The organism is Bradyrhizobium sp. HKCCYLRH3073 (genome assembly GCF_051167995.1).
GTDB lineage: Bacteria > Pseudomonadota > Alphaproteobacteria > Rhizobiales > Xanthobacteraceae > Bradyrhizobium.
Genome location: NZ_JBNPUD010000010.1, coordinates 67,409 through 92,750 on the forward strand (window position 1 = coordinate 67,409; position 25,342 = coordinate 92,750).

Sequence of the window (25,342 nt, forward strand, 5' to 3'; positions counted from 1 at the left end):
GAAACGACATGCAACATCGGATCACGCGCTGTCTCGCTCTGTCACTGCTGATCGTCGCAGGCGCGACGCAGGCCCGCGCCGACGGCGAGACCATCGCCGTCTTCACCAAGAACCAGACCAATCCGTTCTTCCAGACGGTGCGGGTCGGCGCCGACAACATGGCGAAGGTGCTCAACGCCAAGGTCCTGCACTACATCCCGACCAAGCCGGACTCGATCCCCGAGCAGCTCAGCCAGATCGAGGACGTCGTGGTGAAGAAGCCGAGCGCGATCGTGTTCACGCCGGTCGACTACAAGGCGATGGTGCCCGGCGTCGAGAAGATCAACGACGCCAAGATCCCCGTCGTCAATATCACCGACCGCTCCGCCGGCGGCAAGTTCATAGCCTTCGTCGGCGCCGACGACTACAGCCTCGGCCTCGAGACCGGCCGGTTCCTGCTCAAGACGCTCGGCGGCAAGGGCAACATCGTCATCATCGAGGGCGTCAAGGGCTCGCTGACCAATGTCGACCGCGTCCGCGGCTTCAACGACGCGCTCAAGGAGAACCCCGGCGCGAAGCTGCTGGCGTCGCAGCCCGGCAACTATCAGCGCCTGCAGGCGCTGCAGGTGATGGAGAACCTGATGCAGTCCAACCCGCAGATCGACGGCGTGCTCGCCGCCAACGACGCGATGGCGGTCGGCGCGATCGAGGCGCTGGACGGCGCCAACCGCAAGGCGCAGGTGATCGGCATCAACGGCACCAAGGAGGCGATCGACGCGATCAAGTCCGGCAAGCTGCTCGCCAGCGGCGACTACAACGGCTTCGCCCAGGGCTGCCTCGGCACCATGATGGCCGTCCGCGCATTGCGCGGCCAGCCGGTGATCAACGAGATCGTGCTGAAGCCGACGGTCATCACCAAGGACAATTATCAGCCGTTCGACGTGGCGCTGGAACAGCGGACCTGCCCGAGCTTCGAGGATGCCGGCAAGCTCGGCGCGAAATAGGATCAGCCATCAGTCCGGAAGCAGGACGGCACGCCGCCGTTCTGCTTCGACTTGCGGAGAGAATTCATGCTGTTTGCGATTCATGCCCTCGACAAGCGCGACGCGCTGCCGGTCCGGCTTGCCAACTACGACGCGCACAAGGCCTATCTCGGCGACAGTGCCCGCCTTCCGGTCACCATCGTGATGTCCGGTCCGCTCGTTTCCGACGACGGATCGAAAATGATCGGAAGCCTGTTCCTGGTCGAGGCTGCCGGCCGCGCCGAGGTCGAAGCCTTCAATCGCGCCGACCCGTTCGCCGCGGCCGGGATCTGGGAGAAGGTGACGATCACCGGCTTCCTGCGGCGCCAGGGGTAGTCAGCCCTTCAGCTCGACGCCGGCCAGCGCCTCGCTCAGCTTCGCCAGCGCCGTGTGGTCCTGGCCCGGTCCGAGCAATCCCTGCGCGCTGGCGCTCAGTTCGCGGCAGAGATTGGAGAACGGCGCAGCGACGCCGCTGGCGCGCGCGACCTCGAGCGCGATCGACAGGTCCTTCACCATCAGGTCGAGGCCGAAGCCGCTGTTGAACTGGCGCGACAGCACGAACTGCCTGAACTTCTTCTGCGTCGAGTTGTTCATGCCGGTCGACGCGTTGAGCACGTCGGTCATCAGGCCCGGATCGATGCCGAACTGCTGGCCGATCAGCAGCGCCTCGATGCCGATCAGGAAGCCGCCGGCGGAGACGAGATTATTCAGCGCCTTCATCGCCTGGCCCGAGCCGAGGCCGCCGATGCGGTGGATCGTGGTGCCCATGGCGCGCAGCAGCGGCTCGACGCGGTCGAGCGCGCCCGGCTCGCCGCCGGCCATGATCGCGAGCTCGCCGGTCACCGCGCGCGGCACGCCGCCGCTGACCGGCGCATCCAGCATGGTCACGCCGAGCGGGGCGAGATCGGCCGCAATCGCCTGCGTCGCCGCCGGCGCGCCGGAGCTCATGTCGATCAGGACGTGGTCCTGCTTCAGGCCGGCGCGCAATGCCGCGACCGCGTCGGCGACATGTTTGCTGGTCGGCAGCATCGTGATGATGACCTCGGCCTGCGCTGCCGCCGCGCCGAGATCCGCCGCCAAGGTGCCGCCGACCTGGCGCACGAAATCTTCGGCGCGCCCCGCCACCGCGTCATTGACGGCAACCGCGAAGCCGGCGCCGAGCAGGCGCGCGGCCATCGGCCAGCCCATGTTGCCGATGCCGACGAACAGGACCCTTTGCGGCGCGCTCATGTGCCGTCCTTTGCGCCGTCCTTCTTGGCGATGGCGCCCTCCGCGACCAGCACCTCATGGGCCGCCTTGAACGCCTCGAGGCCCGCGGGAATGCCGCAATACACGGTTGCGTGCAGCAGGATCTCCTTGATCTCGTCGACCGTGACGCCGTTGGTGAGCGCGCCCTTGACGTGCAGCTTCAATTCGCTCGGCTTGCTGAGCGCGGTCAGCATTGCGAGATTGATGATGCTGCGGGTGCGGCGATCGAGCCCGGGCCGGGTCCAGGCATAGCCCCAGCACATTTCGGTGGTGATGTGCTGGAACGCCATCATGAAGTCGTCGGCCTTGGCGAGGCTGCCATCGACATAGGCCGCGCCGAGCACCTCGCGGCGCACCTTCAGGCCCTTCTCGAACAATTCCTTTTCGTCGCTCATCCGCTCGTCTCCCTTTTAACACCTGACGTCATTAGCGCTTCGCCGCGCGGACTGACAACAACGCCGCACGGCATGCGTCGTCGCGTCCGTGCGGCGGAATTGACCGGAGCCCCGGCTCCACTGATCTAGCCGTGCTTGACGATCAGGGTCTTCATCGCGGCGAGCTCGTACAGCGCCTCGAAGCCCTTCTCGCGGCCGTGGCCCGACTTCTTCATGCCGCCGAACGGCAGCTCGATGCCGCCGCCGGCGCCGTAGCCGTTGACGAACATCTGGCCGACCTTGACCTTGCGCGCGACGCGCATCGCGCGCGAGCCGTCGCGCGACCAGACGCCGGCGACCAGGCCGAAATCGGTGGCGTTGGCGAGCCTGACGGCGTCGGCCTCGTCGTCGAACGGCATCGCCGCCAGCACCGGACCGAACACCTCCTCGCGCGCCAGCTCGGAGTCGCGCGCGACGTGCTGATACAGTGCCGGTGCGACGTAGAAGCCCTCGCCGGGCACGCCTTCGGCGATCCTGCCTGTCGCCACGCGCCTGGCCCCGCCGCTTTCGGCGCGCGCCAGCATGTTTTCGATCCGCGTCTTCTGGACCGCGCTGATGACCGGGCCGAGATCGAGGTCCATCTCCGGCGTACCGGCCGTGATCTTCTCGAAGCGCAAGGTGAGGTCGGCGAGGAAGCGGTCCCAGATCGAGCGCTCCACCAGCACGCGCGAGCCGGCCGAGCAGGTCTGGCCGGCGTTCTGCACGATCGCCGCGGCCACCGAAGTCAATGCCGCATCGAGATCGGCGTCGGCGAACACGATCTGCGGCGACTTGCCGCCGAGCTCAAGCGTGCAGCCGATGTGATTCCTCGCAGCCGCGGTCTGCACCAGCGTGCCGACCTCGGGGCTGCCGGTGAAGGAGATGAAGTCGATGCCGTCATGCGCCGACAGCGCCGCACCCGCCTCCTCACCGAGACCCGGCACGACATTGATCGCACCGGCCGGGAAGCCGGCTTCCGCCGCGAGCTCGGCAAGACGCAGCGGCACCAGGCAAGCCTCCTCGGCCGGCTTGATCACGGTCGCGTTGCCCATCGCCAGCGCCGGCGCGACGGTGCGGCCGAACATCTGCCCCGGATAGTTCCACGGAATGATGTGGCCGGTGACGCCGAGCGGCTCGTACACCGTGGTGACGAAGAAGCCGTCGAGGAAGGGAATGGTGTCGCCATGCACCTTGTCCGCTGCGCCGCCGTAATATTCGAAATAGCGCGCGACCGCGACGACGTCCGCCTTGGCCTGCTTCATCGGCTTGCCGGTATCGGCCGCTTCGAGCTTCGCGAGCTCCTCGGCATCGTCCTCGACGAGGCGGCCGAGCTTCAACAGCAGACGCCCGCGGTCCACCGCGGCGAGCCGGCCCCACGGGCCTTCGAGCGCGCGGCGCGCCGCCGCCACGGCAAGATCGATGTCGGCCGCGTCACCGGCGGCAATCGAGGCGATCACCTGTCCGGTCGCCGGCGCCAGCATCGCAATGGTGCGGCCCGACTGCGCGGGCTGCCACTTGTTGTCGATGAAGACGCCCTTGGCGGCAGGCAGTTTGACATTGGCGTTCATGGCAGCTCTCCGACTTCCTTTGCAGCTCGTCCGCGGGTCATATCAGACCTCGGCACGGCGCATCCCCTCGCGGCCGCGCGACAGCCCGTCGGCAACGGAGGCGTGTCACCAGGGCCGGACTGACCGGCCCCTCTCTCCGTTTGCGCTGCAGCGGTCATGATGCCCGATGGATGCGTCCGACGTTTCTGTCAGACAATCCGGGAGCCGTCCAGAACGGGGCGTGGGGTGCACGAGAACGTGCGGCGCGCGGCCCTGCGGGGCTCGCGCGCGATCGGCCGCGACATGTTCGTCGCAAGGCTCGTCATCTGGCTTACCGCCTGGTCCGCCAGGCGGTCGGGAACGCTCGTGGCCGGCGCGCGACTACGCGCCGGTTCTCGCCTTGCTCGCCGCGATCTGGTGCAGCGCCCATCTCGCATTCTTGCGCACGTCGGGATCGAGATCGTCGGCGACCAGCGCGAGGTATGGCTCGCCGTCGGGCGCGGCGATCTCGCCCAGCGCAGCCGCCGCCTCCTTGCGCAGATTGGCCTGCTCGTGGGTGATGCAATGGCCGATCGGCCGCACCGCACGCAGCACCTTCATGCGTCCGAGGCTGCGGATCGCCTTCAGGCGTACCTGCCAGAACTCGTCCGCCAGGCAGGCGATCAACGGATCGGCGGCGACTGCACCGTTGACGTTGAGCCCGAGCGTCTCGGCCGCCATCTCCCGCACCATCCAGTCGGAATCCTTGAGCGCGCGGGTGATGGTCTCCGCGGCGATCTTCATGTGCGAGAAGGCGAGCGCGCTGACCGCCGCGCGCCGGACATGCGCATCGGGATCACCGATCAGCGCGGTCAGCGCCGGAATCGACTCCTCGAGCTTGAGGAAGCCGATGACGCCGATCGCCTGCACGCGGACCGCGGCATCCGGATCCTGCAGCGCCTCCAGCGCCGGCTTGAGCGTGTCCTTGCGCCGCAGCTCCTTCAGCGCGCGCAGCGCGCCCATCCGGACGAAGGCGTGGGCATGCTTCACCAGCGGCAGGATGGCGTCGGCCGAAGCGGGATCCTTGAACTCGGCGAGACTGTCGGCGGCTGCCGATGCGACGATCCGCTCGGGATCAACGAGCAACTGGACCAGCGCCTCCGCCGCCTCCGGTCCATCGAACTCGCCGAGCGCCATGGCGACCTGCTGCCGCACGCCAGCGTCGGGATCGGCGACCATCTTCGCCAGATGCGCGACCGCGGCGGGATCGCCGGAATGTCCCAATGCGATGATCGCGACCCGCCGCTCCGCCGGATCGGCAGCACCGAGCCGCTCGTCGGCGTCGTCGAGATCGTCGTAGGATTCGAACGGGCTCGACATGATCACCTCAACAGATAGGGAATGTTGACGGTGACGGCCCCGGTCGGGCAATCCGCCTCGCAGGGCATGCAGTACCAGCATTCATCATAGGCCATGAAGGCCTTGCCGGTCATGTCGCTGATCCTGAGCACATCGAGCGGGCAGACGTCGACGCAGACCGTGCAGCCCTTGTCGGCGATGCATTTGGCGTCGTCGACGACGACCGGGACCGACGTCTGATAGGTTGCAAGAGGCATGTCTCGTTCTCCTTCTGATCGTCAGGCGCTGGCGCGGATGCGCTGCTTGTCGTAGAGGTCCTTCTCGTCGTCCGCGATCGGCACGACATAGGGCTGCACCGCCCGCTTCTCGCTGGTCATGCGGCCGTCCAGCTTGCTCAGCAGCGTGTGACAGAACCAGTTCTCGTTGTCCTTCTCCGGAAAATCGGTGCGCCAGTGATAGAGCCCCCAGCGGCTCTCCTCGCGGAACAGCGAGGCATGTGCGGCCATGTCCGCGCAATCCATGATCGACTGCACCTCCAGTGCGCGCAGCAGTTCATGCGCGTTGCGTGCGATCATGCGCTCCTGCATGTCCTCGCGGACCTCGGCGAGCCGGCGCATCCCGAGCTCGTACTTTCGCGTCACCTTCGGCGGCTGCAGATAGTCGTTGACGAGCCGCCGCGTCTTGTACTCGATCTGGTTCGGCGGAATGCCATCCTCGCGCTTCGTCGGCGCCAGCACGCGCTCGCGCTCCAGCGCGATCTCGGCAGCATCGATCTCGCCGAAATCATGATTGTCGGCGAACTCCATCGCGTCGAGCCCGGCGAACGAACCGTTGGTGAATGCGCCAAGCATGTAGTTGTGCGGCACGCTGGCCATGTCGCCGGCCGCGTAGAGCCCGGGCACCGTGGTGCGGGCATTGTCGTCGACGAACACGCCCGACGCGCTGTGGCCGGAGCAGAAGCCGATCTCGGAGATGTGCATCTCGATCGACTCCTTGCGGTAGTCGACGCCGCGGCCCTCCTGGAACAGCCCCCGCGTGGGCCGCTCGACCTTGTGCAGGGTTTGCTCGATCTCCTCGATGGTCTTGTCGTGCAGGTGCTTGAGCTGCAGGAAGACCGGCCCCTTGCCCGACAGCAGCTCGTTGTAGAACTCCAGCATCATCTGGCCGGACCAATAGTCGCATTCGATGAAACGGCGATCCTCGTTGTTGGCCGTATAGGCACCGAAGGGACCGGCGACATAGGCGCAGGCCGGACCGTTGTAATCCTTGATCAGCGGGTTGATCTGGAAGCATTCGAGATTGGCGAGCGCCGCGCCCGCGTGATAGGCCATCGCATAGCCGTCGCCGGAATTGGCGGCGTTCTCATAGGTGCCGAACATGTAGCCCGAGGTCGGCAGGCCGAGCCGTCCTGCCGCGCCCATGCACAGGATGACAGCCTTGGCCTTGATCACCAGCATCTCGGCGGTGCGGGTGTTGACGCTGACGGCGCCGGCAATGCGGCCATCGCTCGACTTCAAGAGCCGCGTCGCCATGTAGCGGTTGGAGATCAGGATGCGCGCTCGGCGCAGTTGCCGGTACAGCGCCTTCTTGACGGTCTCGCCGTTCGGCATCGGCAGCACGTAGGTGCCGATGTGGTGCACCTTCTTGACGGCATAGTCGCCGTTCTCGTTCTTGAGGAAGCGAATGCCGAAGCTGTCGAGCTCCTCGATGATCCCGTAGCAGCTCTGGGCGTATTTGTAGACCGCCTTCTGATCGACGATGCCGTCATTGGCGATCGTGATCTCCTTGGTGTATTGCTCCGGCGTTGCGTAGCCGGGGATGACGGCGTTGTTCAGGCCGTCCATGCCCATCGAGATCGCGCCGGAGCGCTTGACGTTCGCCTTCTCCAGCAGAACGACGTTCGCCTTGGGATTCCTCAACTTGGCCTTCAGGGCGGCCATCGGTCCGGCGGTGCCGCCGCCGATCACCAGCACGTCGCAGGACACCTCCGAGAGGCCGTCGACGATCGCATCCATTGCCATTCTAAGCTCCTGCTTGGCCGGGGTCACACCGGTCCGGATCAGACTTGTTCAGCGGGGGCACCCGGCGATAGCAATTAGTTGTCGCCGGGACGCAATTCTTCCGCCGGCGCTCAGCGCTCGACGAACGCCTTCTCGACCACGAAATGGCCGGGCGTGCTGTGGTTGCCTTCGACGAAGCCGCGGTCCTCCAGCATGGCCTGCAGCTCGGCCAGCATCGCCGGGCTGCCGCAGAGCATGACGCGGTCGGTCTCGACATCGAGGTCGGGCCCGCCGATGTCGGCGAACATCTGCCCCGATGCGATCAGATCGGTGATGCGGCCACGATTACGGAACGGCTCGCGGGTCACCGTGGGGTAATGAAGCAGCCGGCCCTGGACCAGCGGTCCGAAGAATTCGTGGCCGCGCAGGCTGTCGACGAGTTGCTCGCCATAGGCGAGCTCGGAGACCTGGCGGCAGCCATGGGCGAGCACGATGGTCTCATAGGTCTCGTAGATGTCCTGGTCCTTGACCAGGCTGGCGAACGGCGCCAGCCCGGTGCCGGTCGACAGCAGCAGCAGACGCCTGCCGGGAATGAGGTTGCCCGCGATCAGCGTTCCCGTCGCCTTGCGCCCGACGAGAATGCGATCACCCTCCTTGATCTTCTGCAGCCGTGACGTCAGCGGCCCGTCCGCGACCTTGATGCTGAAGAACTCCAGCTCCTCCTCGTGATTGGCGCTCGCCATGCTGTAGGCGCGCATCAGCGGCCGGCCATCGACCTCGAGCCCGATCATCGCGAACTGCCCGTTCTGGAAGCGGAAGCCGGGATCCCGCGTGGCGGTGAAGCTGAACAGCGAATCGGTCCAGTGCCGGACCGACAACACCGTCTCAGTCTGAAAAGCGCTCATCGTCGTCTCCTGAGGCGCGGGGCGCGCCGTGTGGCGGTTGCTGACGACGATGTCGCGGAAACGGCGCGGTTCGGCAATTTCGAACGCGCCGCGGCGGTGGATTAGTTGCAAAGATTGTTCCGCGGGAAGGCGAGCGCGCGGCAACGAGGCGCCGGCCTTCCCCATTGTGCCGAACCTGGCAATTAGTTGCTCGGTGCTCCGGACCGCCTCGCCTAGCGTGACGGCAACGACCCCACGCACAATCAGGAGGCGCCATGATTGCAGTCGACATCGCAGACGGCGAGGTCAGTCCCGACCTGGCATCATTGCGGCTGCGGAACGCCGGCGGCGCCTCCGCGGTGCTGTCCGCCGAACGGCTGCGGCTGGCCTGCATGTGTGCGCATTGCCGGCGGGCCCGCCTCGACGGCCGCTTCCCGGCGCAGTTTCCCGGAATCGGCATCGTCGGGGTCGGCGATCTCGGCTACGGCCTCAACATCGCGTTCTCCGACGGCCATAGTCGCGGCATCTATCCGAAATCATACCTCTGGGAACTCGTTGCCGGTTGAGGCCGGTCACGCGGTGACGGATGGCACGAACATTGCTCCGCTACTGATCAGTATGATCGATGCGGAGGCGAGACATGTTGCTGCAGGCGGCCAAATCAGCTGCGGAAGCCGTGCCCTCTCCCATGACGTCGGCACGTGCGGTGACCAGTTCGTCTCTCCTGCTCACCGAAAGCCAGCAATCCATCGGCGGCCAGCCGTCGCTGATCGAAAGGCTCAGCCTGCGCGAGCGTGAGCAGGTGCTCAAGCAAGGCCGCCGCAAGGTCCTGAACCGCGGCCAGACGCTGTTCAGCCAGGGCGCCCGGCACGACGGCATCTTCCTGGTCGAGAGCGGCCGCATCCGCGTGTTCTATACGTCGCCGCAGGGGCGCGAGATCACGCTGGCCTATTGGCATGTCGGCAATTTCGTCGGCGGTCCCGAGGTGTTCGACACCGGCGTGCATCAATGGTCCGGCATCGCCGCCAGCAATGCCAGCGTGATCCAGCTTCCGGGCAAGGAGCTGCGAACGCTGGTGGCGGAGATCCCCAATCTCGCGATCGGACTGATCGAAGGGTTGAGCTTCAAGGGAAAATGCTACTCCGCCCTGGCCCAGATGCTGGGGACGCGTTCGATCACCGAGCGGCTCGCCCATCTGCTGCTGCATCTCGTCGACCTCTACGGGGTGGATGATCCCGACGGCAAGGTCATTGCCGCGGCCTTCACCCATGCCGACATCGCCCACATGGTCGGCGCGACGCGGCAGTGGGTGACGATCAGCCTCAAGCGGATGCAGGAGAAGAATATCGTCCGCACCAGGCGGTCGCAGATCGTTGTCTGCCGGCCCGACGTCCTGGACGAGATGCGCGGCCAGGCCGCGGATTAGCCGGCCTGCTCATGCAAGCGGCTGTCATGAGCGAAATTGCCCAAGGAGTACGCAACCGGATTTTGACGGCAACTAATCCACCCGCTGCCGAACTCCGGATTTGCGCTCGTGGACGCGGCCCTCATCATGGCGCCATCAGCCATCCAACCGAACGGGGATGAGAATGGTCCGCTGCCGTCACGCGCTCTTACTATCCGCCACCTGTCTGTCCCTGATCGCGGCGCAGCCCGTCGCGGCAGAGACAGTCACGATCGGCATAGGCACCCAGGACACCACGACCAACACGGTGACTGCCGGCACGATCGTGCGGCAGCTTCACCTGCTGGAGAAGTATCTGCCCAAGGACGGCAAATACGCCAACATCAAGTTCGAGATCGAGTGGCAGAACTTCACCTCCGGTCCGCCCGTCACCAACGGGATGATGGCGAACAAGCTGCAGTTCGGCATGATGGGCGACTACCCGCTGATCGTGAACGGCTTCACCTTCGAGAACAATCCCGAGAGCAAGAGCCGGCTGATCGCCGTCGCCGCCTACAGCCTCGCCGGCTCCGGGAACGGAATCGTCGTTCACAAGGACTCGCCCTACTACGAACTCTCCGACCTCAAGGGCAAGCTGGTCAGCGTGCCGTTCGGCTCGGCCGCACACGGCATGGTGCTGAAGGCGCTTCAGGACGGCGGCTATCCGGCGGACTTCTTCCAGCTGGTGAGCCAGACGCCGGAGGTCGGCTCGACGAACCTGCAGGAAAAGAAGATCGACGCGCACGCCGACTTCGTGCCGTTCGCCGAGCTGCTGCCGTTCCGCGGCTATGCGCGCAAGATCTTCGACGGCGTCCAGACCAACCTGCCGACATTCCACGGCGTCGTCGTCCGCACCGACTTCGCGGAAAAATATCCCGAGGTCGTCATCGCCTATGTCAAGGCCGTGATCGCCGCCAACCAGTGGCTGCGCCAGGATCCGAAAGCGGCGGCCGAAAAGATCCAGGAATGGACCGGGATCAACAAGGAGGTCGTCTACATCTTCCTCGGCCCCGGCGGCAACATGACCACGGATCCGACGATCAAGCCGGCGCTGGTGGATGCCGCCGCGACCGACGTCAAGGTGTTGCAGAGCCTCGGCCGCATGAAAGAGTTCGATCCGAAGTCATGGGTCGACGACAGCTACATCCGCAAGGCCTATGCCGAGCTTAAGCTGGACTACGACAAGGATCTCGCCAGCACCGCGAATTACGAAATCTCCGGCGAGGACAAGTTCTGCAACAGGCCGATCACCGAGCCGCGCAAGGCGGGCGAGGTCTGGGTCGACGGCGAGGGCATCATAGCCTTCAGCAGCGCGACCTGCACGCTCGGCGCCTATGCCGACTACAAGGCCAAGGGCAAGAAGATCAACGTCGCCTACGTCTTCGACACCGCGCGCGGCATCAAGCTGTTCGCCGACCAGGCGTTCTTCGCCGCCGCCAATGGCGAGATCGCGCCGTTCCTGCTGAAGAAGGATGCCGAGGCCTATGCCGCCAAGATCGGCGGCAAGGTGGTGGGACTTGATGACGCCGTGAAGCTGGCGGTGGCGGGAGGCAAGACTTGAGCAGCCCCGCTTTGATGACATCCCCCGACCAGGCCGCGGCGACCGCCGCGCCTGGCACCGCGATCCCGCCGAGCCGTCCGGACGTCACCGCCCGCGCGGCGCGCTGGTTCCGGCTGAACCAGGACAGGCTTCAGTCGGTGCTGATCGGCACCGCGTCGCTGATCCTGTTCCTGATCGCCTGGCACCTGCTGACGACCTACCGCGTCGTCTTCTTCGTGAAGTTCACCAACGTGCCGGCGCCGCTGGCGGTCTATGCGAGCTTCACCAAGGCGATCCACGATCCGAAATTCCTGATGCACATCCTGCTCAGTTGCCGCCGGATCTTCATCGGCTTCTCGCTGGCCGCACTGGTCGGCGTGCCGCTCGGCCTGATCATGGGCCGCTTCAAGCTGGTGCACGAGATCGTGTTTCCGGTCGCCGAGGTGCTACGTCCGATTCCGGCGATCGCCTGGGTGCCGATGGCGATCATGCTGTGGCCGACCAACGAGCAGAGCATCGTCTTCATCACCTTTCTCGGCTCGTTCTTTCCGATCCTGGTCAACACGCTGCACGGCATGACGCTCGTCGACCCCGTGCTGGTGCGCGCCGCCAAATGCCTCGGCGCGCGGGAGACCGCGATCTTTCGCGAGGTCTATTTCCCGGCGTCGCTGCCGCACATCTTCACCGGCCTCACCGTCGGCATGGGCGTCGCATGGGTGTCGCTGATCGCGGCCGAGATGATCTCGGGACAGTTCGGCATCGGCTACTTCACCTGGGAAGCGTATTCGCTGGTCCAATATGCCGACATCGCGCTCGGCATGATCGCGATCGGCGTGCTCGGGCTCGGCTCGAGCCTCGTGATCCGCGCGGCCGGACAGTTGGTGATGCCCTGGAGGTCGCGATGAGCCAAGCCGCAGCGGATGTGAGACAAGGCCACATCGAGGTCCGCAACTTCGCCCTGAGCTACGAGACCATCGACGGCGCCGTCGAGGCCGTCACCGACACCCAGATCCACGTCGAGCCCGGTGAGTTCGTCTCGATCGTCGGACCGTCGGGTTGCGGCAAGTCGACACTGCTCAACGCCGTCGCGGGTTTCCTCAAGCCCACCAGCGGCGTCGTCACGGTCGACGGCCATGCCGTGACGGGTCCGAGCGCCGAGCGCGGCATGGTGTTCCAGCAATATTCGCTGTTTCCCTGGAAGACGGTGCGCGAGAACGTCGAGTTCGGGCTGAAGATGCGCGGCATGGCGAAGTTCGAGCGCGCACGCGCGGCGCGCACTTTGCTCGGGCTCGCCGGCCTCGAGGCGTTCGAGAACCATTATCCCGAGCGCCTCTCCGGCGGCATGAAGCAGCGCGTCGGCATCGTGCGCGCGCTCGCGACCGGTCCCAAGGTGCTGCTGCTCGACGAGCCGTTCGGCGCGCTCGACGCGCAGACCCGCATCATCATGCAGCAGATCCTCACCAACATGTGGCAGCGGCTGAAGATCTCGGTGCTGTTCGTCACCCACGACATCGACGAGGCGATCTTCCTGTCCGACCGCGTCTACTGCATGACCGCGCGCCCGGGCTCGATCAAGGCCGAAATCCAGATCCCGCTCGAGCGCCCCCGCCAGCAAGCGATGATGATGTCGTCGGAATTCCTGGCGCTGCGGCGCGGGCTGATGTCGCTGATCCGCGAGGAAAGCCTGAAGGCGATGGGCGGCGAGATCACCGATCTCGGCATGCAGGGACTCAGTATCGAGCTACAGGGTCAGTCGATCGCCGAAATCCTCTGAGGCGCTCGACCCGCGACGTCCGCTCCAGCTACGCCCGAAAGCGCCCGATGGTCGCACCCGGGCGGCGCATCAGTGCTGGCGTCCCTGCCGGTCCTGACGCAGAATGCCGGAAAGCCAAACAAGGACATCGCAGGGGGAAGCGCCCGGATCCGTCAGCATCGACATCGGGCGCGAGAGTTGCTCGCAGGCGCACACGAAGGGGTACAGGCGAACGCGCACCGGCCGTGCATCGCACGGCACGGACGGCGTTCGAGATCCGGCCAGTGTCGTCGTCGGGCGCGGCTGCTCTCCAGGCGCAACTGAGAGGAAGCCAATGCAGGGCACCATCTATCCAAGCCTCAAGGATCGGGCCGTCCTCGTGACCGGCGGCGGCTCCGGCATCGGGGAAGCGATCGTGCGCAATTTCGTCGGCCAAGGCGCGCGTGTCGGATTCATCGACATCGATCTGGAGGCCTCGCAGCGATTGCTGGCGAGCCTGCCTGCGGAGGCCAAGGTGCACTTCGCGCATGCCGACCTTCGCGACATCGGTGCGCTGAGGGCCGCGGTCGCCGGCGCCCGCGAGGCGCTGGGGCCGATCACCATCCTGGTGAACAACGCCGCGCGTGATGACCGCCACGCGATCGAGGACGTCACGCCGGACTATTGGGACGAGCGCATCGCGGTGAACCTCAAACATCAGTTCTTCGCGGCCCAGGCGGTCGCGCCGGACATGATCCAGGCCGGAGGCGGCGCGATCGTCAATCTCGGCTCGGTGAGCTGGGTGCTCGGCCAGGGCAACATGCCCTGCTACACCACGGCGAAGTCGGCGATCCAGGGACTGACGCGCGCCCTCGCCCGCGATCTCGGACCCAATAACGTGCGGGTCAATTCCATTCTTCCGGGCTGGATCATGACCGAGCGGCAGCAGAGACTCTGGCTGACGCCCGAGGGCGAGGCCGAGCTCATGCGCCGCCAATGCCTCAAGCGCAAGCTCGTGCCGGACGACATCGCCCGCGTGGTGCTGTTCTTCGCCGCCAACGACAGCGGCGCCTGCACCAACCAGAACTACATCGTCGACGGCGGCTGGGCCTGAGGCTCGACCGTCATCACGAAGCCACGAGGTGCGGTCCGGTGCTGCCGCGTGCGACGATCTCGAAGCCGAGGTCGATCCGCCGCGTTCTCGGCCGCTTGCCGGTGGCAATCACCTGAAGCACCAGTTCGGACGCCACGCGTCCCATGTCGGCGCGCGGCGTCAGCACGGTCGACAGCGGCGGATTGGAGGCCGCCGCGAATTCCAGGTCGTTGAAGCCGATCAGCGAGATCCGGCGCGGGACCTCCAGCCCCGCCTGCTGGCAGGCGAATAGCGCACCAAGCGCGATGTTGTCATCGCAGCAGAAGATCGCGTCGGGGGCTTCGCTCGCGAGCATCTCCTCGGTCAGCTTCCGCCCCAGCGAGATCGTCGCCTGGGCCGGGAGCCAGGCCACCAGCGACGCGCCGTCCAGCCCGGCTTCCGCCAGCGCTGCGTGATACCCCTCGAGCCGGGCGCGGGCCCGGTCGTCGCGCTGTCCCGAGAGATAGGCGATCCGCCGATGTCCCAGCTCGATCAGGAAGCGGGTCGCGGCATGGCCGCCCTGGCGCTGCGAAAGTCCGACATTCAGATCGATCGGATCGTCGGTCAGCTCGAACGTCTGCACCACCGGAATCCGCGAGCGTTCGAGAATGCGCCGTGCCGCCCGCGTCTGGTTCACCCCGACCAGGATCAGCGCCTCGATGTTCTGGCCCAGCAAGGTCCTGATCGCCCCCTCTTCCTCCTCCGCCGAGTAGCGGCTGCTGACGACGACGGGGCGAAAGCCGAGCGGCAGCAGGGCGTCGTAGATCGCCTGCAGGTAGTCCGCGAAGATGCCGTTGGAGAGCGACGACACGACGATGCCGATGGAATGCGTGCGGGTCGAGGCGAGCCGGCTCGCCGCGAAGTTGGGCACATAGGCCAGCCTGTCGACCGCCGCATCGATCCGCTTGCGCAATTCCGGCGACACCATATCGGGCCGACGCAGCGCCCGCGACACGGTGACAGCGCTGACATTGGCGATGCGCGCGACGTCCTCCAGCGTGGTGCGACGCTTCTGAGACATGATCCTTGCAGCAATGATTCACGCGGATTTTTCCGAACCACATTCATGACATGCGACCGGCCGCTTGGCAAAAGCGGCACGACGGTAATTGACAGCGCTGTCATTGATCAGTAACGCTTGGCGGGTCGAGACGACGAGCATTGCTCGCACAACCTCCGGAAACAAAGAGGCGTCTCGCACATGCGTCATTGATCTGGCGCCACAACAACAGGGGAGGTCACGAATGTCGTCCAAGTCGATGAGGGCGCGATGCCTTGCCACGTGTGCATCGCTGGTGCTGGTCACCGCGTTTGCCAGCAAGGCGCTGGCGGAGCCGGAGATGGTCAAGGGACCGGCGAGCGAGCCTGAATGCATGGTGCCGTGGACCAAGGACACCAAGTTCTTCAAGTTTCCGGCCAAGAAGGGCCCCTACCGCATCGCACTGGCGAACGGCTACATCGCCAACACCTGGCGCATCCAGATGATCCAGACCGCGAAGGCCTATGCGGCGCAGCCCGAGGTGAAGGCCAAGCTCAAGGAGTTCAAGGTCGTCTCGACCGGCGAGGACGTGCCGGCGCAGATCTCGGCGATCAACAACTTCATCGACTCCGGCTATGACGCCATCGTCGTCAACGCGCAGAACCCGACCGCCTTCGGGCCGGTGATCAAGCGCGCCAAGCAGGCCGGCGTGATCCTCGTCGCCTTCGACAACATTCTCGCGACGGAAGACGCGATCAACGTCAATGTCGACCAGAAGGGCCTCGGCGAGCTCTGGGCGAAGTGGCTGGTCAAGAACGTGCCCGGCGGCGGCAAGGTGCTCGAGGTGCGCGGCGTCGCCGGAACCTCGGTCGACACCGACCGTCACAACGGCTTCCACTCCGTTCTCGACGGCTCCGGCAAGAAGTGGCAGGTCACCGAGGTCGTCGGCAAATGGGACGACGGCGTCGCCCAGAAGGCCACGGCCGATGCGATCGCGACCAACGGCCCGTTCGATGCGATCTCCGGCCAGGGTGGCGACACCGGCATCGTGCAGGCCATGCTCGACGCCAAGCACAAGATGGTGCCGTTCGGCGGCGAGACCGAGAACGGCTTCCGCAAGTTCTGCGCCGCCAAGGCCTCGGAAGGCCTGAAATGCTCGTCCGCTGGCACCGGACCTGCGCAGGTCGCGGTCGCGATCAAGGTCGCGCTCGCCGCCCTCGAAGGCAAGGTCGTGCCGCAATCGGTCAAGCTGCCGCTCGCGGTCGTGGAAGATCCGAACTTCAAGAAGGATCAGGACTACTTCCCGGCCCAGTCCGACAACTTCTTCGTCGGCAACTCCTTCCCGACCTGCGGCATCAACTTCACGGCGCAGGAGATCATGGGCCAGTCGAAGGAAAACCAATAGGCCGGTGTGATCGCTGGTCCGCGAGTTTCTCTCGCGGCCAGCCCGTCCCTATTGCCCAAACGACTGGGGAAGCAAGCATGATCGCGGCTGAGCCGCTGTTTCGCGCCGTAGGACTGTCCAAACGCTACGGCGGCGTGATCGCTCTCGACGGTGCGGACCTGGAGGTCCACCCCGGCCGCATCCACGCCATTCTCGGCGAGAACGGCGCCGGCAAGTCGACGCTGATCAAGCTGATGGTCGGCGTGGTCGCACCGGACGAAGGCCGGATGACGCTCGAAGGGCGCGAGGTCGCCTTCAGCGGTCCCTCCGCCGCGAATGATGCCGGCGTCGTCTGCATCTTCCAGGAGCTGTCGCTGATTCCCGACCTATCGGTCGCGGACAACATCATGATCTCGCATCCGCCGACGCGGTTCGGCATGATCGACCGGCGCGCCCAGCGCCGGCTTGCCGAGGAGGCGCTACACCGCGCCGGCGCCGGCGACATTCATCCGCGCGCGCTGGTGAAGGACCTGCCGCTGTCGCGCCGGCAGATGGTCGAGATCGCGAAAGCGCTGTCGCGGCGGCCGAAGATCCTGATCCTCGACGAGGCGACCTCGGCGCTGACCGCCTCCGACGTGACCAAGGTATTTACGGTACTGAAGCGCCTGCGCAGCGAGGGGCTGGCGCTGCTCTACATCTCCCACCGCATGCACGAGATCGCCGAGCTCGCCGATGAATGCAGCGTGTTCCGCAACGGGCGCCGCATCTCGACCTTCCCGGCCGGCACCAGGACGGATGCCGAAGTGATCGAGCTGATGATCGGCCGCGAGTACAAGCACGCTTTCCCGGACAAGCCGCAGCGCAAGACCGATGGGCGGCCGCCCGCGCTGCAATGCACGAGCATCAGTTGGGGCGACCGGCTGAAGGACATCTCGTTCTCGCTGCAGGCCGGAGAGATCATCGGACTCGGCGGGCTCGACGGCCAGGGCCAGCGCGAGCTGCTGCTGGCGCTGTTCGGCGTGCTGCGCGACTGCCGCGGCGACATTCTGATCGACGGCAACAAGGTGACGATCAACAGCCCCGTCACTGCCAAGTCGGAGCGCATCGGCCTCGCGCTGATTCCGGAGGACCGCAAGACCGAAGGACTGATGCTGCCGATGTCGGTGCGCGACAATCTCTCGGCCGCCGCCTTCGACCGGTTCGCGACATTCGGCATCATCGACCGGCAGCGGCAATCGGCCCTGATCGAGGAGATGATCCGCCTGATCGAGATCAAGACCGCCTCCCCCGATCTCGCCGTCAGCGCGCTCTCCGGCGGCAATCAGCAGAAGGTCGTGATCGCGAAATGGCTGATGAACAAGCCGCGCATCATCCTGCTCAACGATCCGACGCGCGGCATCGACGTCGGCACCAAGCAGGAGATCTACCGGCTGCTGCGCCGGCTTGCCGACGAGGGCGCCGCGATCCTGCTCTATTCGACCGACTATGACGAGCTGATCGGCTGCTGCGACCGCGTGCTGGTGATGTATGATGGCGCGATCAGGCGCGAGCTTGCGGGCGCCGAGATCACCGAGCGCGCGCTGGTCAGCAGTGCGCTCAATGTCGACGAGGGCGAGCGAGCGGAAGCGAGTCTGGCATGACCGAGTGGCGGTACTGGCTCGCCGAACAGCGCGGCACCCTGCTCGCGATCGGCATCTTCGTCGCGATGTTCGTGCTCTATGCGACCAATCATCCGGCCGGCTTCAGCGCCAACATGGTGCAGACCGCGGCCAACAAGGCGACGCTGCTGGCCTTCGTCGCCATGGCGCAGGCGATCGTGGTGATCACCGCCGGCATCGATCTGTCCGTCGGCATGATCCTGACATTGACCAACTGCCTCGCGTCGTGGATCGTGGTCGGCACCGCCACCGAGACCGCGCTCGGGCTCGCCGGCGTGCTCGGCACCGGCATCGTCTGCGGCATGATCAACGGCGCGATCGTGATCTTCGGGCGCCTGCAGCCGATCGTGACCACGATCGCCACCGGGGCGATGTACTACGGCATCGCGCTGTTCCTGCGGCCCAATCCCGGCGGATCCGTCAACGAGACGCTGGCGGATGCCTTGACGGGAAGATTATTCGGCGTGCTGCCCACGAGCCTCGTGGCACTGGCTGCGGCGGCACTGCTGATCTGGGTGCCCTATAGCCGCTCGGTCGTCGGCCGCGCCGCGTTCGCGACCGGCTCCTCCGAGGTCGCAGCCTACATGTCCGGCGCGCCGATCCGCGCGGCCAAGTTCGTCGCATACACCTTGGCTGGCCTGCTGTCGTCGATCGGCGGCCTGTTCCTGACGTTCTTCTCCTACACGGGCGAGGCCGCCTATGCGAGTGGCAATGCCTACACCCTGTTCTCGATCGCGGCCGTGGTGCTCGGCGGCGTATCGCTGATGGGCGGACGCGGCAGCGCGATCGGGGCGATCTTCGGCGCACTCGCGTTCCGCACCATCGGCGATCTGCTGTTCGTGTTCGATTTCGATCCGCTGTGGCAGCCGCTGTTCCAGGGGCTGGTGCTGATGCTCGCGGTCTCGATCGGCGCGTTCGGCCTGGTGCGGGTGCGCAATCGGCTGGAGTGGTTCGGATGAGCGACGCAACGGCACCACAACCGGCCCATCGCGGGATCGCCATGCTGCGTCGGATCGATCCGGCGGTGGCGGCCTCATTCGGCTGCATCGTGCTGCTGCTGCTGGTCGGCAGCCTCTATTCGCGCAGCTTCCTGTCGCCGGATTATCTGCTGCAGCAGTTGAAGGTCGCGAGCTTCCTGGGCGTGATCGCCACCGGGATGATGCTGGTGATCCTGCTCGGCCAGATCGACCTGTCGGTGCCTTGGGTGGTGACGACGGGCGCGATGATGGCCTGCGCGGCGGCCGCGCATGGCACGACCGGCGCCATCATCGCGATTCCCTGCGGCATTCTCTGCGGCGCCGCCATCGGTCTCCTGAACGGCATCGGCGTCGCCTATCTGCGCATTCCCTCGATGATCATCACGCTGGCGACCAATGCGGTCGCGCAAGGCCTGATGGTCGCCTACACCGGCGGCTTCGCGCCGCAGGATTCCGCCTCCAAGGCGATGCGCTATCTCGCCACCGGCACGATCGTGCCCGGCCTTCCCAATGCGGTGCTGGTCTGGGCGATCATCGGCGGCGCAGCGATCTGGCTGTTGTCACGGACCACGTTCGGCCGCGCCATCTATGCCATCGGCAATCGCGAGCGCGCGGCCTATCTCTCAGGGATCGATACACGCCGCATCACCATGCTGGCGTTCGCGCTGTCCGGCGCGCTGTCCGCCTTCGGCGGCGTGCTGCTCGCGGGCTATGCCTCGAAGGCGGCGCAGTCGATGGGCGACGCCTATCTGCTGCCCTCGATCGCCGCCGTCGTGCTCGGCGGCACGCACATTCTCGGCGGCCGCGGCAGCTATCTCGGCACCGTCGCCGGCGTCGTGCTGATCACCCTGCTGCAGTCCATTCTGTCGGTGATGCAGATCAGCGAGGCCGGCCGCCAGCTGATCTACGGCGCGGTGATCATCCTGATGCTCCTGATCTACGGCCGCCAGAAGCTGTGATCGAACAGCGACTGGTCCCGCAAGCCGGCCGGTGATCTGCGACGGATGCCGCTGCACCTCACACTTCGAGCCACTCCTGCCGAACCGCGGTGTTGGCCTTGAGCTGATCCGGCGTTCCTTCGAACACGACACGGCCGTGGCCCATGACATAGACGCGCTTCGAGATCCGCATTGCGATCGAGAGCTTCTGCTCGACCAGCAGGATCGCGACGCCAGCCGCCGCAATCCGGGCGATCAGGTCGCCGACCTGCTGTACGATCAGCGGCGCCAGACCTTCGGTGGGTTCGTCGATCATGATCAGGTCGGGGTCACCCATCAAGGTCCGGCAGGTGGTCAGCATCTGCTTCTCGCCGCCCGACAGCACGCCCGCCGGCGTATCGGCGCGCGCGGCGAGATTGGGAAACATGTCGAGCATGTCCTGGAGGCGCCACTTCCCCGGCCGCCGGGTGTCCTTGATGCCGAGCACGAGATTTTGCCGCACGGTGAGGCTCGGAAAGATGTCGCGATGCTCGGGCACATAGCCGAGCCCTAGGCGCGCGATCTTGTAGCTCGGCAGGCCGGCAATGTCCCGGCCCTTGAAGCGGATCGTCCCCTGCGGACTGACCTCGCCCATGATCGCCTTCACGGTGGTCGAGCGGCCGACGCCGTTGCGGCCGAGCAGGCTCACCACTTCGCCGGCAGCGACGTCGAGGTCGACGCCCTGGAGGATGTGACTCTTGCCGTAATAGGCGTGGAGGTTCCTGACTTCGAGCATCAGTGGGCCTCCTCGCCGAGATAGGCTTCCCTCACCTTCGGGTCCCGACGGATCTCCTCCGGCGTGCCCGACGCGATGATGTGGCCGTAGACCAGCACCGAGATGCGATCGGCGAGACCGAATACCACGCTCATGTCGTGCTCGACGATCACCAGCGTCCGCCCCTCGGTGAGCCGCCGGATCAACGAGACGGCGCGCTCGGTTTCCGCATGGCTCATTCCGGCCGTCGGCTCGTCGAGCATGACGACCGTCGCACCGCTCGCAATGGTGACCCCGATCTCCAGCTCGCGCTGCTCGGCATAAGTCAACAACCCCGCGGGGATGTCACGCCGATGCGTGAGATGAATGTCGTCGAGGATCTGGGCGGTCCGCTCGCGCACCTCCGGCAGGCTGTCGACGTTCTTCCAGAACGCGTAGCGATGTCCGGTCGCCCACAGCACGGCGCAGCGGACGTTCTCCCACACGGTCATGCGGGCGAACACGTTGGTGACCTGGAACGAGCGCGACAGGCCGCGCCGGTTGATCTCGAACGGTCGCAGGCCCGAGATGACCGCGCCGTTCAATCGCACCTCGCCCGAGGTCGGCCTGATATGCCCGCTGATCAGGTTGAACGTGGTTGACTTGCCAGCGCCGTTCGGGCCGATGATGGCGTGACGCTCGCCCTGGGCGACGCTCAGGTTGAGGTCGCGGATGACGCCGACATTGCCGAAGCGCTTCTCGACGGCACGGACTTCGATCGCCGCGGTCATGCCAGATACCCCCGATCACGCGCCACGGTGGCGGCCCCGTCCCAGGCTCCGGCAATCCGCTGCCACGTCGACCGCGCGACGAAGAAGCCGGCGACCACCAGAATCGCGGCGACGCCCCATGTCACGGGGGATTGCGGATTGAAGGCCACGCCGAACAGGTTGATGGCGTCGCCACCCGAATAACGCGCGACCGTCTCGATGGTCAGGATGACGCCGCAAGCGAACGCCGCGGTCGGCACGATGGCAACGAGATAGGACGGGATCACCATTCCGAGCGTTCCGGCACGGACCAGCGGCCGGTGCATCATCAGCAGACCGGCGATGCCACCGGGTGAGAACATGACGATGCCGATGAAGATGATGCCGAAATAGAGCTGCCAGACGCTGGTGAGGCTCGTCAGCCCAAGCTGGAGATAGGTCACCAGGATCGCGCCGAGGATCGGACCGAAGAAGTAGGCCGTCCCACCGATGAAGGTCGCGAACAGCACGAGGCCCGACTGGATTGCACCGAGATAGGCGGAGTTCGCGATCTCGAAGCTGATCGCCGCGAGGCCGCCCGCGACGCCGGCGAAGAATCCGGCGAAACAATAGGCGAGATAGCGGACGACGTGCGGATCATAGCCGATGAACTGGACCCGTTCGGGATTGTCGCGCACCGCATTGCTGATCCGCCCCAGGGGCGTCCGGGTCAGCGCATACATCGCGATTGCCGATAGCACCAGCCAGAACGCGATCAGGTAATAGACCTGCAGCTGCGGCCCGAAGGTCCAGCCGAACATGCGCGGCAGAGCGGTGCGGTCCGTGGTGATGCCGGCTTCGCCGCCGAACACCGAGCGCAGGATCAGCGACGACGACGCCACGAGCTCGCCGATGCCGAGCGAGATCATCGCAAACACCGTGCCGGCGCGCTTGGTCATGACCCAGCCGAGGATGATCGCGAAGGCGAGGCCGCCCAGCCCGCCGAACAGCGGAATGAAGGGCAGCGGAATCGGCCAGCCATGCGCCACCACCGCATTCATCATGTGACAGGCCGCGAAGCCGCCCAGGCCGTAGTGAACCGCGTGACCGAACGACAGCAACCCGGTCTGACCGAGGAGGATGTTGTAGGAGAGCGCGAAGACGATCGCGATCCCGATGAGGCTGAACGAGGTCAGCGATCCGCCCGAATTGAAGAGCAGCGGCAGCACGATCAGCACGGCCACGCCGATCACCCAGACGGCATAGAAGCGGAGACGGGATCCGGCGGGCTCTGCCGCGAGACGAGACGCGGAGGTCACTGCTGCGGTCATGATTCGCGAGTCCCCATCAGGCCCACGGGGCGCACGATCAGGACGAGCACCAGCAGCAGGTAGGGAACGATCGGCGCGACCTGCGCGATCGTCACGTTCCAGATGTCGGTGAGCACCGATGGCCCGGCGGATGGATCGAGCGGACCGAAGGCGCTTGCCAACGAGCCGTTCAGCGCCACGGCGAAGGTCTGCACCAGGCCGATCACCAGCGAAGCGATGAAGGCGCCCGGCAGCGAGCCCAGGCCGCCGAACACGATCACCACGAACAGGATCGGCCCGAGCGCCGCGGCCATGTCGGATTGCGTCACCAGGGCAGGACCGGCGATGACGCCGGCGAGACCGGCCAGCGCGCTGCCGACCCCGAACACCACCATGAACACGCGTCCGACATTGTGGCCGAGATGGCCCACCATGTGGGGATGGGTCAGCGCCGCCTGAACGATCAGGCCGACCCTTGTGCGCTTGAGCACGATCAGCAGCGCCACGAAGATCGTCACCGACACCGCCAGCATGAACAGCTTGTAGGCCGGATAGTTGGTCGAGAAGATCGTAAATGCGGGAAAGTCCAGCAGCGCCGGGACGCGGTAGTCGAGCGGCGTCTTGCCCCAGATCATCGAGACGATTTCCTCGATCGCGAATGCGAGGCCGAAGGTCAGCAGCAGCTCGGCGACGTGACCATGCTTGTGCGTGTTGCGCAGACCGTAACGCTCGACCGCCATGCCGATGGCCCCGACGAGGAGCGGCGCGAGCAGGAGGGCCGGCCAGAAGCCGACCCATTTCGTGAGCTGGAAGCCGAAGAAGGCGCCGAGCATGTAGAAGCTGGCGTGAGCAAAATTGAGCACCCCCATCATGCTGAAGATGACGGTCAGCCCGCTCGACAGCAGGAACAGCAGCATGCCGAACAGCACGCCGTTGAGGGTGGAGATGACGATGAGTTCAAGCACGGTGCACCCGCGAATGTCCGGGGCCTCGATGCCCCGCCGCTCATTCCCTAACAGATCGACGCAGGGCCGACGCCGCTTCCCGCACGGTGAGGCCGTGCGGGAAGCCAGCGCCGATCGATTACGGCCGCGCCATCTTGCACGTCGTCGACACCATGGCCTGGGGCGTATCGACCCTGGAGACCAGGTGCCATCCCCAGCCGGTGTTCTCCTCGTCGAACGGCTCGTTCGCCGCGAGCTTGCCGAAGGACGAGACGTAGATCGGCTGGAAGAACTGGTGATCATCCTTGCGCATGAAGCCGGTGCCGCCATCCAGCACCTCGAGCTTGAGGTCCTCGAGCGCGGCCGCGACCTTCACCGGGTCGATGGAGTTGGCCTTCTCGGCCGCCGCCTTGAACATGCGCATCTCGTTGACCGCCCGCGGATACCACAGCGACATGTTGACCTTGGCGCGGAACGCCTTCTCGTAATCCATCGCAGACTGATGGCCCGAATTGGCGAAGCCTTCGGTCAGCTGAAAGACCTGATGATCCAGGCCCGTCTGCTTGATGGCGGTCGGGCCGCCGGCGCCGCCCGCGTAATAAGTGTACCAGTTGACCTTCAGGCCGGCATCCGCGGCGGCCTTGAGCAGCAGCGCGATGTCCTGGCCCCAGTTGCCGGTGATGACGCTGTCGGCGCCGGACGCCTTGATCTTGGCAATGTAGGGCGAGAAGTCCGTGATCTTGAGCAGCGGATGCAGCTCATCGCCGACGATCTGGACATCGGGTCGCTTCGCCGCCAGCATCTTGCGCGCGTCGCTGCGGACCGACTGGCCGAACGAATAGTCCTGATTGATCAGATACACCTTCTTGATGGACGGGATGTCCTTCATGTAGTTGGTGAGCGCCTCCATCTTGATGTCCGAGCTGGCGTCCCAGCGGAAATGCCAGTAGCTGCATTTCTCATTGGTCATGCTCGGATCGACGGCGGCATAGTTGAAGTACAGCACTTCCTTGCCGGGGTTGCGCGTGTTGTGCTTGTTGACGAAATCCTCCAGCGCAAGCCCGACGGACGATCCGTTGCCTTGCGTGATGTAGCGGACGCCGGCGTCGATCGCCTTCTGGGCCTGGACCAGGCTCTCTTGCGGATTGGTCTTATTGTCGAACGGCACGATCTCGACCTTATGGCCGAGAATGCCGCCCTTGGCGTTGAGCTCGTCGGCCAGGTACTGGAACGTCTTCAGGCCGCCCTCGCCGACGCTGGCACCGCCGCCGGACAGCGGATCGATATAGCCGATCTTGACGGTGTCTTCGGCCTGCGCGGCATGACCGAGCATCGGGACGATCAGGGCAATGGCTAAAGTTAACTTGCGCATAGTTTTGTTTCCTCGCTGG

Annotated in this window: 25 protein-coding genes; 12 read left to right on the forward strand and 13 right to left on the reverse strand. The window is 65.7% G+C overall.

What is annotated here, in order from left to right:
• Positions 1-8: 8 nt before the first annotated feature.
• Together ACQR1X_RS22825 and ACQR1X_RS22830 are read left to right on the forward strand one after the other, a co-directional pair.
• A complete protein-coding gene (locus ACQR1X_RS22825) occupies positions 9-983 on the forward strand; it encodes a sugar ABC transporter substrate-binding protein (protein WP_434899604.1) in 975 nt (324 codons plus the stop codon).
• 66 nt (positions 984-1,049) lie between these two features.
• Positions 1,050-1,337 (forward strand): YciI family protein, encoded by a 288-nt coding sequence (locus ACQR1X_RS22830; protein WP_316236907.1) that lies wholly within the window; start codon positions 1,050-1,052, stop codon positions 1,335-1,337.
• Here ACQR1X_RS22830 and ACQR1X_RS22835 read toward each other — a convergent pair whose 3' ends face one another.
• The 7 genes from ACQR1X_RS22835 to ACQR1X_RS22865 all read right to left on the reverse strand — a co-directional run bounded on the left by ACQR1X_RS22835 (position 1,338) and on the right by ACQR1X_RS22865 (position 8,452).
• Positions 1,338-2,231 (reverse strand): NAD(P)-dependent oxidoreductase, encoded by an 894-nt coding sequence (locus ACQR1X_RS22835; protein WP_434899605.1) that lies wholly within the window; start codon positions 2,229-2,231, stop codon positions 1,338-1,340.
• Positions 2,228-2,644 (reverse strand): carboxymuconolactone decarboxylase family protein, encoded by a 417-nt coding sequence (locus ACQR1X_RS22840; protein ID WP_315736685.1) that lies wholly within the window; start codon positions 2,642-2,644, stop codon positions 2,228-2,230. Before ACQR1X_RS22840 ends, ACQR1X_RS22835 begins: the two co-directional genes overlap by 4 nt.
• 125 nt (positions 2,645-2,769) lie before the next feature.
• Positions 2,770-4,230, reverse strand: coding sequence for an aldehyde dehydrogenase family protein (locus ACQR1X_RS22845; protein WP_434899606.1), 1,461 nt, complete (start codon positions 4,228-4,230; stop codon positions 2,770-2,772).
• A gap of 360 nt (positions 4,231-4,590) precedes the next feature.
• A complete protein-coding gene (locus tag ACQR1X_RS22850; RefSeq protein WP_434899607.1) occupies positions 4,591-5,568 on the reverse strand; it encodes a HEAT repeat domain-containing protein in 978 nt (325 codons plus the stop codon).
• A gap of 2 nt (positions 5,569-5,570) precedes the next feature.
• On the reverse strand, positions 5,571-5,804 hold the full coding sequence (locus tag ACQR1X_RS22855) for a 4Fe-4S dicluster domain-containing protein (protein WP_006609939.1): 234 nt from the start codon (positions 5,802-5,804) through the stop codon (positions 5,571-5,573).
• 21 nt (positions 5,805-5,825) lie between these two features.
• Positions 5,826-7,568 carry a fumarate reductase/succinate dehydrogenase flavoprotein subunit gene (locus ACQR1X_RS22860; protein WP_434899608.1) on the reverse strand — a complete coding sequence of 581 codons (1,743 nt, stop codon included), beginning with the start codon at positions 7,566-7,568 and terminating at the stop codon, positions 5,826-5,828.
• Between the two features lie 110 nt (positions 7,569-7,678).
• Positions 7,679-8,452, reverse strand: a complete 774-nt coding sequence (locus tag ACQR1X_RS22865; protein WP_434899609.1) for a ferredoxin--NADP reductase — start codon at positions 8,450-8,452, stop codon at positions 7,679-7,681.
• A 254-nt stretch (positions 8,453-8,706) separates the two neighbouring features.
• On the opposite strand from ACQR1X_RS22865, the gene ACQR1X_RS22870 reads away from it, so the two are divergent.
• From ACQR1X_RS22870 to ACQR1X_RS22895, 6 genes are all read left to right on the forward strand, one after another.
• On the forward strand, positions 8,707-8,997 hold the full coding sequence (locus tag ACQR1X_RS22870) for a gamma-butyrobetaine hydroxylase-like domain-containing protein (RefSeq protein WP_434899610.1): 291 nt from the start codon (positions 8,707-8,709) through the stop codon (positions 8,995-8,997).
• 74 nt (positions 8,998-9,071) lie between these two features.
• Complete coding sequence (locus ACQR1X_RS22875) at positions 9,072-9,857, forward strand: Crp/Fnr family transcriptional regulator (RefSeq protein WP_434899611.1); 786 nt, start codon at positions 9,072-9,074, stop codon at positions 9,855-9,857.
• A gap of 163 nt (positions 9,858-10,020) precedes the next feature.
• The gene (locus tag ACQR1X_RS22880; RefSeq protein ID WP_434899612.1) at positions 10,021-11,436 is read left to right on the forward strand and encodes an ABC transporter substrate-binding protein; all 1,416 of its coding nucleotides are present in this window, start codon (positions 10,021-10,023) and stop codon (positions 11,434-11,436) included.
• Positions 11,433-12,320, forward strand: a complete 888-nt coding sequence (locus tag ACQR1X_RS22885; protein WP_434899613.1) for an ABC transporter permease — start codon at positions 11,433-11,435, stop codon at positions 12,318-12,320. The genes ACQR1X_RS22880 and ACQR1X_RS22885 overlap by 4 nt, the downstream gene beginning before the upstream one ends.
• Positions 12,317-13,189 (forward strand): ABC transporter ATP-binding protein, encoded by an 873-nt coding sequence (locus ACQR1X_RS22890; protein WP_434899614.1) that lies wholly within the window; start codon positions 12,317-12,319, stop codon positions 13,187-13,189. The genes ACQR1X_RS22885 and ACQR1X_RS22890 overlap by 4 nt, the downstream gene beginning before the upstream one ends.
• 313 nt (positions 13,190-13,502) lie before the next feature.
• Complete coding sequence (locus ACQR1X_RS22895) at positions 13,503-14,261, forward strand: SDR family NAD(P)-dependent oxidoreductase (protein WP_434899615.1); 759 nt, start codon at positions 13,503-13,505, stop codon at positions 14,259-14,261.
• A gap of 13 nt (positions 14,262-14,274) precedes the next feature.
• Here ACQR1X_RS22895 and ACQR1X_RS22900 read toward each other — a convergent pair whose 3' ends face one another.
• Positions 14,275-15,300 (reverse strand): LacI family DNA-binding transcriptional regulator, encoded by a 1,026-nt coding sequence (locus ACQR1X_RS22900; RefSeq protein ID WP_434899616.1) that lies wholly within the window; start codon positions 15,298-15,300, stop codon positions 14,275-14,277.
• 223 nt (positions 15,301-15,523) lie between these two features.
• On the opposite strand from ACQR1X_RS22900, the gene ACQR1X_RS22905 reads away from it, so the two are divergent.
• The 4 genes from ACQR1X_RS22905 (at position 15,524) to ACQR1X_RS22920 (ending at position 20,236) form a co-directional block, all read left to right on the forward strand.
• Positions 15,524-16,663, forward strand: coding sequence for a sugar ABC transporter substrate-binding protein (locus tag ACQR1X_RS22905; protein ID WP_315802030.1), 1,140 nt, complete (start codon positions 15,524-15,526; stop codon positions 16,661-16,663).
• A gap of 77 nt (positions 16,664-16,740) precedes the next feature.
• Positions 16,741-18,282: a sugar ABC transporter ATP-binding protein gene (locus ACQR1X_RS22910; RefSeq protein ID WP_434889469.1), complete on the forward strand. Its 1,542-nt coding sequence runs from the start codon at positions 16,741-16,743 to the stop codon at positions 18,280-18,282.
• Positions 18,279-19,259: an ABC transporter permease gene (locus ACQR1X_RS22915; RefSeq protein ID WP_434889470.1), complete on the forward strand. Its 981-nt coding sequence runs from the start codon at positions 18,279-18,281 to the stop codon at positions 19,257-19,259. Before ACQR1X_RS22910 ends, ACQR1X_RS22915 begins: the two co-directional genes overlap by 4 nt.
• Positions 19,256-20,236, forward strand: a complete 981-nt coding sequence (locus tag ACQR1X_RS22920; protein WP_434889471.1) for an ABC transporter permease — start codon at positions 19,256-19,258, stop codon at positions 20,234-20,236. The genes ACQR1X_RS22915 and ACQR1X_RS22920 overlap by 4 nt, the downstream gene beginning before the upstream one ends.
• Positions 20,237-20,294: 58 nt before the next feature.
• On the opposite strand, the gene ACQR1X_RS22925 is transcribed toward ACQR1X_RS22920, so the two are convergent.
• The 5 genes from ACQR1X_RS22925 to ACQR1X_RS22945 form a co-directional block, all read right to left on the reverse strand.
• Positions 20,295-20,990 carry an ABC transporter ATP-binding protein gene (locus tag ACQR1X_RS22925; RefSeq protein ID WP_315713534.1) on the reverse strand — a complete coding sequence of 232 codons (696 nt, stop codon included), beginning with the start codon at positions 20,988-20,990 and terminating at the stop codon, positions 20,295-20,297.
• Positions 20,990-21,739: an ABC transporter ATP-binding protein gene (locus tag ACQR1X_RS22930; protein ID WP_315802026.1), complete on the reverse strand. Its 750-nt coding sequence runs from the start codon at positions 21,737-21,739 to the stop codon at positions 20,990-20,992. The genes ACQR1X_RS22925 and ACQR1X_RS22930 overlap by 1 nt, the downstream gene beginning before the upstream one ends.
• Positions 21,736-23,028, reverse strand: coding sequence for a branched-chain amino acid ABC transporter permease (locus ACQR1X_RS22935; protein ID WP_434889472.1), 1,293 nt, complete (start codon positions 23,026-23,028; stop codon positions 21,736-21,738). The genes ACQR1X_RS22930 and ACQR1X_RS22935 overlap by 4 nt, the downstream gene beginning before the upstream one ends.
• On the reverse strand, positions 23,025-23,972 hold the full coding sequence (locus ACQR1X_RS22940; RefSeq protein WP_315802024.1) for a branched-chain amino acid ABC transporter permease: 948 nt from the start codon (positions 23,970-23,972) through the stop codon (positions 23,025-23,027). Before ACQR1X_RS22940 ends, ACQR1X_RS22935 begins: the two co-directional genes overlap by 4 nt.
• Before the next feature lie 118 nt (positions 23,973-24,090).
• Positions 24,091-25,323, reverse strand: a complete 1,233-nt coding sequence (locus ACQR1X_RS22945; RefSeq protein WP_434899617.1) for a branched-chain amino acid ABC transporter substrate-binding protein — start codon at positions 25,321-25,323, stop codon at positions 24,091-24,093.
• Positions 25,324-25,342: the final 19 nt, after the last annotated feature.

Coding starts and splice junctions, on each gene's coding strand:
- ACQR1X_RS22825 (WP_434899604.1), top strand. CDS start 9: ATGCAACATCGGATCACGCGCTGTCTCGCTCTGTCACTGCTGATCGTC.
- ACQR1X_RS22830 (WP_316236907.1), top strand. CDS start 1,050: ATGCTGTTTGCGATTCATGCCCTCGACAAGCGCGACGCGCTGCCGGTC.
- ACQR1X_RS22835 (WP_434899605.1), bottom strand. CDS start 2,231: ATGAGCGCGCCGCAAAGGGTCCTGTTCGTCGGCATCGGCAACATGGGC.
- ACQR1X_RS22840 (WP_315736685.1), bottom strand. CDS start 2,644: ATGAGCGACGAAAAGGAATTGTTCGAGAAGGGCCTGAAGGTGCGCCGC.
- ACQR1X_RS22845 (WP_434899606.1), bottom strand. CDS start 4,230: ATGAACGCCAATGTCAAACTGCCTGCCGCCAAGGGCGTCTTCATCGAC.
- ACQR1X_RS22850 (WP_434899607.1), bottom strand. CDS start 5,568: ATGTCGAGCCCGTTCGAATCCTACGACGATCTCGACGACGCCGACGAG.
- ACQR1X_RS22855 (WP_006609939.1), bottom strand. CDS start 5,804: ATGCCTCTTGCAACCTATCAGACGTCGGTCCCGGTCGTCGTCGACGAC.
- ACQR1X_RS22860 (WP_434899608.1), bottom strand. CDS start 7,568: ATGGCAATGGATGCGATCGTCGACGGCCTCTCGGAGGTGTCCTGCGAC.
- ACQR1X_RS22865 (WP_434899609.1), bottom strand. CDS start 8,452: ATGAGCGCTTTTCAGACTGAGACGGTGTTGTCGGTCCGGCACTGGACC.
- ACQR1X_RS22870 (WP_434899610.1), top strand. CDS start 8,707: ATGATTGCAGTCGACATCGCAGACGGCGAGGTCAGTCCCGACCTGGCA.
- ACQR1X_RS22875 (WP_434899611.1), top strand. CDS start 9,072: ATGTTGCTGCAGGCGGCCAAATCAGCTGCGGAAGCCGTGCCCTCTCCC.
- ACQR1X_RS22880 (WP_434899612.1), top strand. CDS start 10,021: ATGGTCCGCTGCCGTCACGCGCTCTTACTATCCGCCACCTGTCTGTCC.
- ACQR1X_RS22890 (WP_434899614.1), top strand. CDS start 12,317: ATGAGCCAAGCCGCAGCGGATGTGAGACAAGGCCACATCGAGGTCCGC.
- ACQR1X_RS22895 (WP_434899615.1), top strand. CDS start 13,503: ATGCAGGGCACCATCTATCCAAGCCTCAAGGATCGGGCCGTCCTCGTG.
- ACQR1X_RS22900 (WP_434899616.1), bottom strand. CDS start 15,300: ATGTCTCAGAAGCGTCGCACCACGCTGGAGGACGTCGCGCGCATCGCC.
- ACQR1X_RS22905 (WP_315802030.1), top strand. CDS start 15,524: ATGTCGTCCAAGTCGATGAGGGCGCGATGCCTTGCCACGTGTGCATCG.
- ACQR1X_RS22910 (WP_434889469.1), top strand. CDS start 16,741: ATGATCGCGGCTGAGCCGCTGTTTCGCGCCGTAGGACTGTCCAAACGC.
- ACQR1X_RS22915 (WP_434889470.1), top strand. CDS start 18,279: ATGACCGAGTGGCGGTACTGGCTCGCCGAACAGCGCGGCACCCTGCTC.
- ACQR1X_RS22920 (WP_434889471.1), top strand. CDS start 19,256: ATGAGCGACGCAACGGCACCACAACCGGCCCATCGCGGGATCGCCATG.
- ACQR1X_RS22925 (WP_315713534.1), bottom strand. CDS start 20,990: ATGCTCGAAGTCAGGAACCTCCACGCCTATTACGGCAAGAGTCACATC.
- ACQR1X_RS22930 (WP_315802026.1), bottom strand. CDS start 21,739: ATGACCGCGGCGATCGAAGTCCGTGCCGTCGAGAAGCGCTTCGGCAAT.
- ACQR1X_RS22935 (WP_434889472.1), bottom strand. CDS start 23,028: ATGACCGCAGCAGTGACCTCCGCGTCTCGTCTCGCGGCAGAGCCCGCC.
- ACQR1X_RS22945 (WP_434899617.1), bottom strand. CDS start 25,323: ATGCGCAAGTTAACTTTAGCCATTGCCCTGATCGTCCCGATGCTCGGT.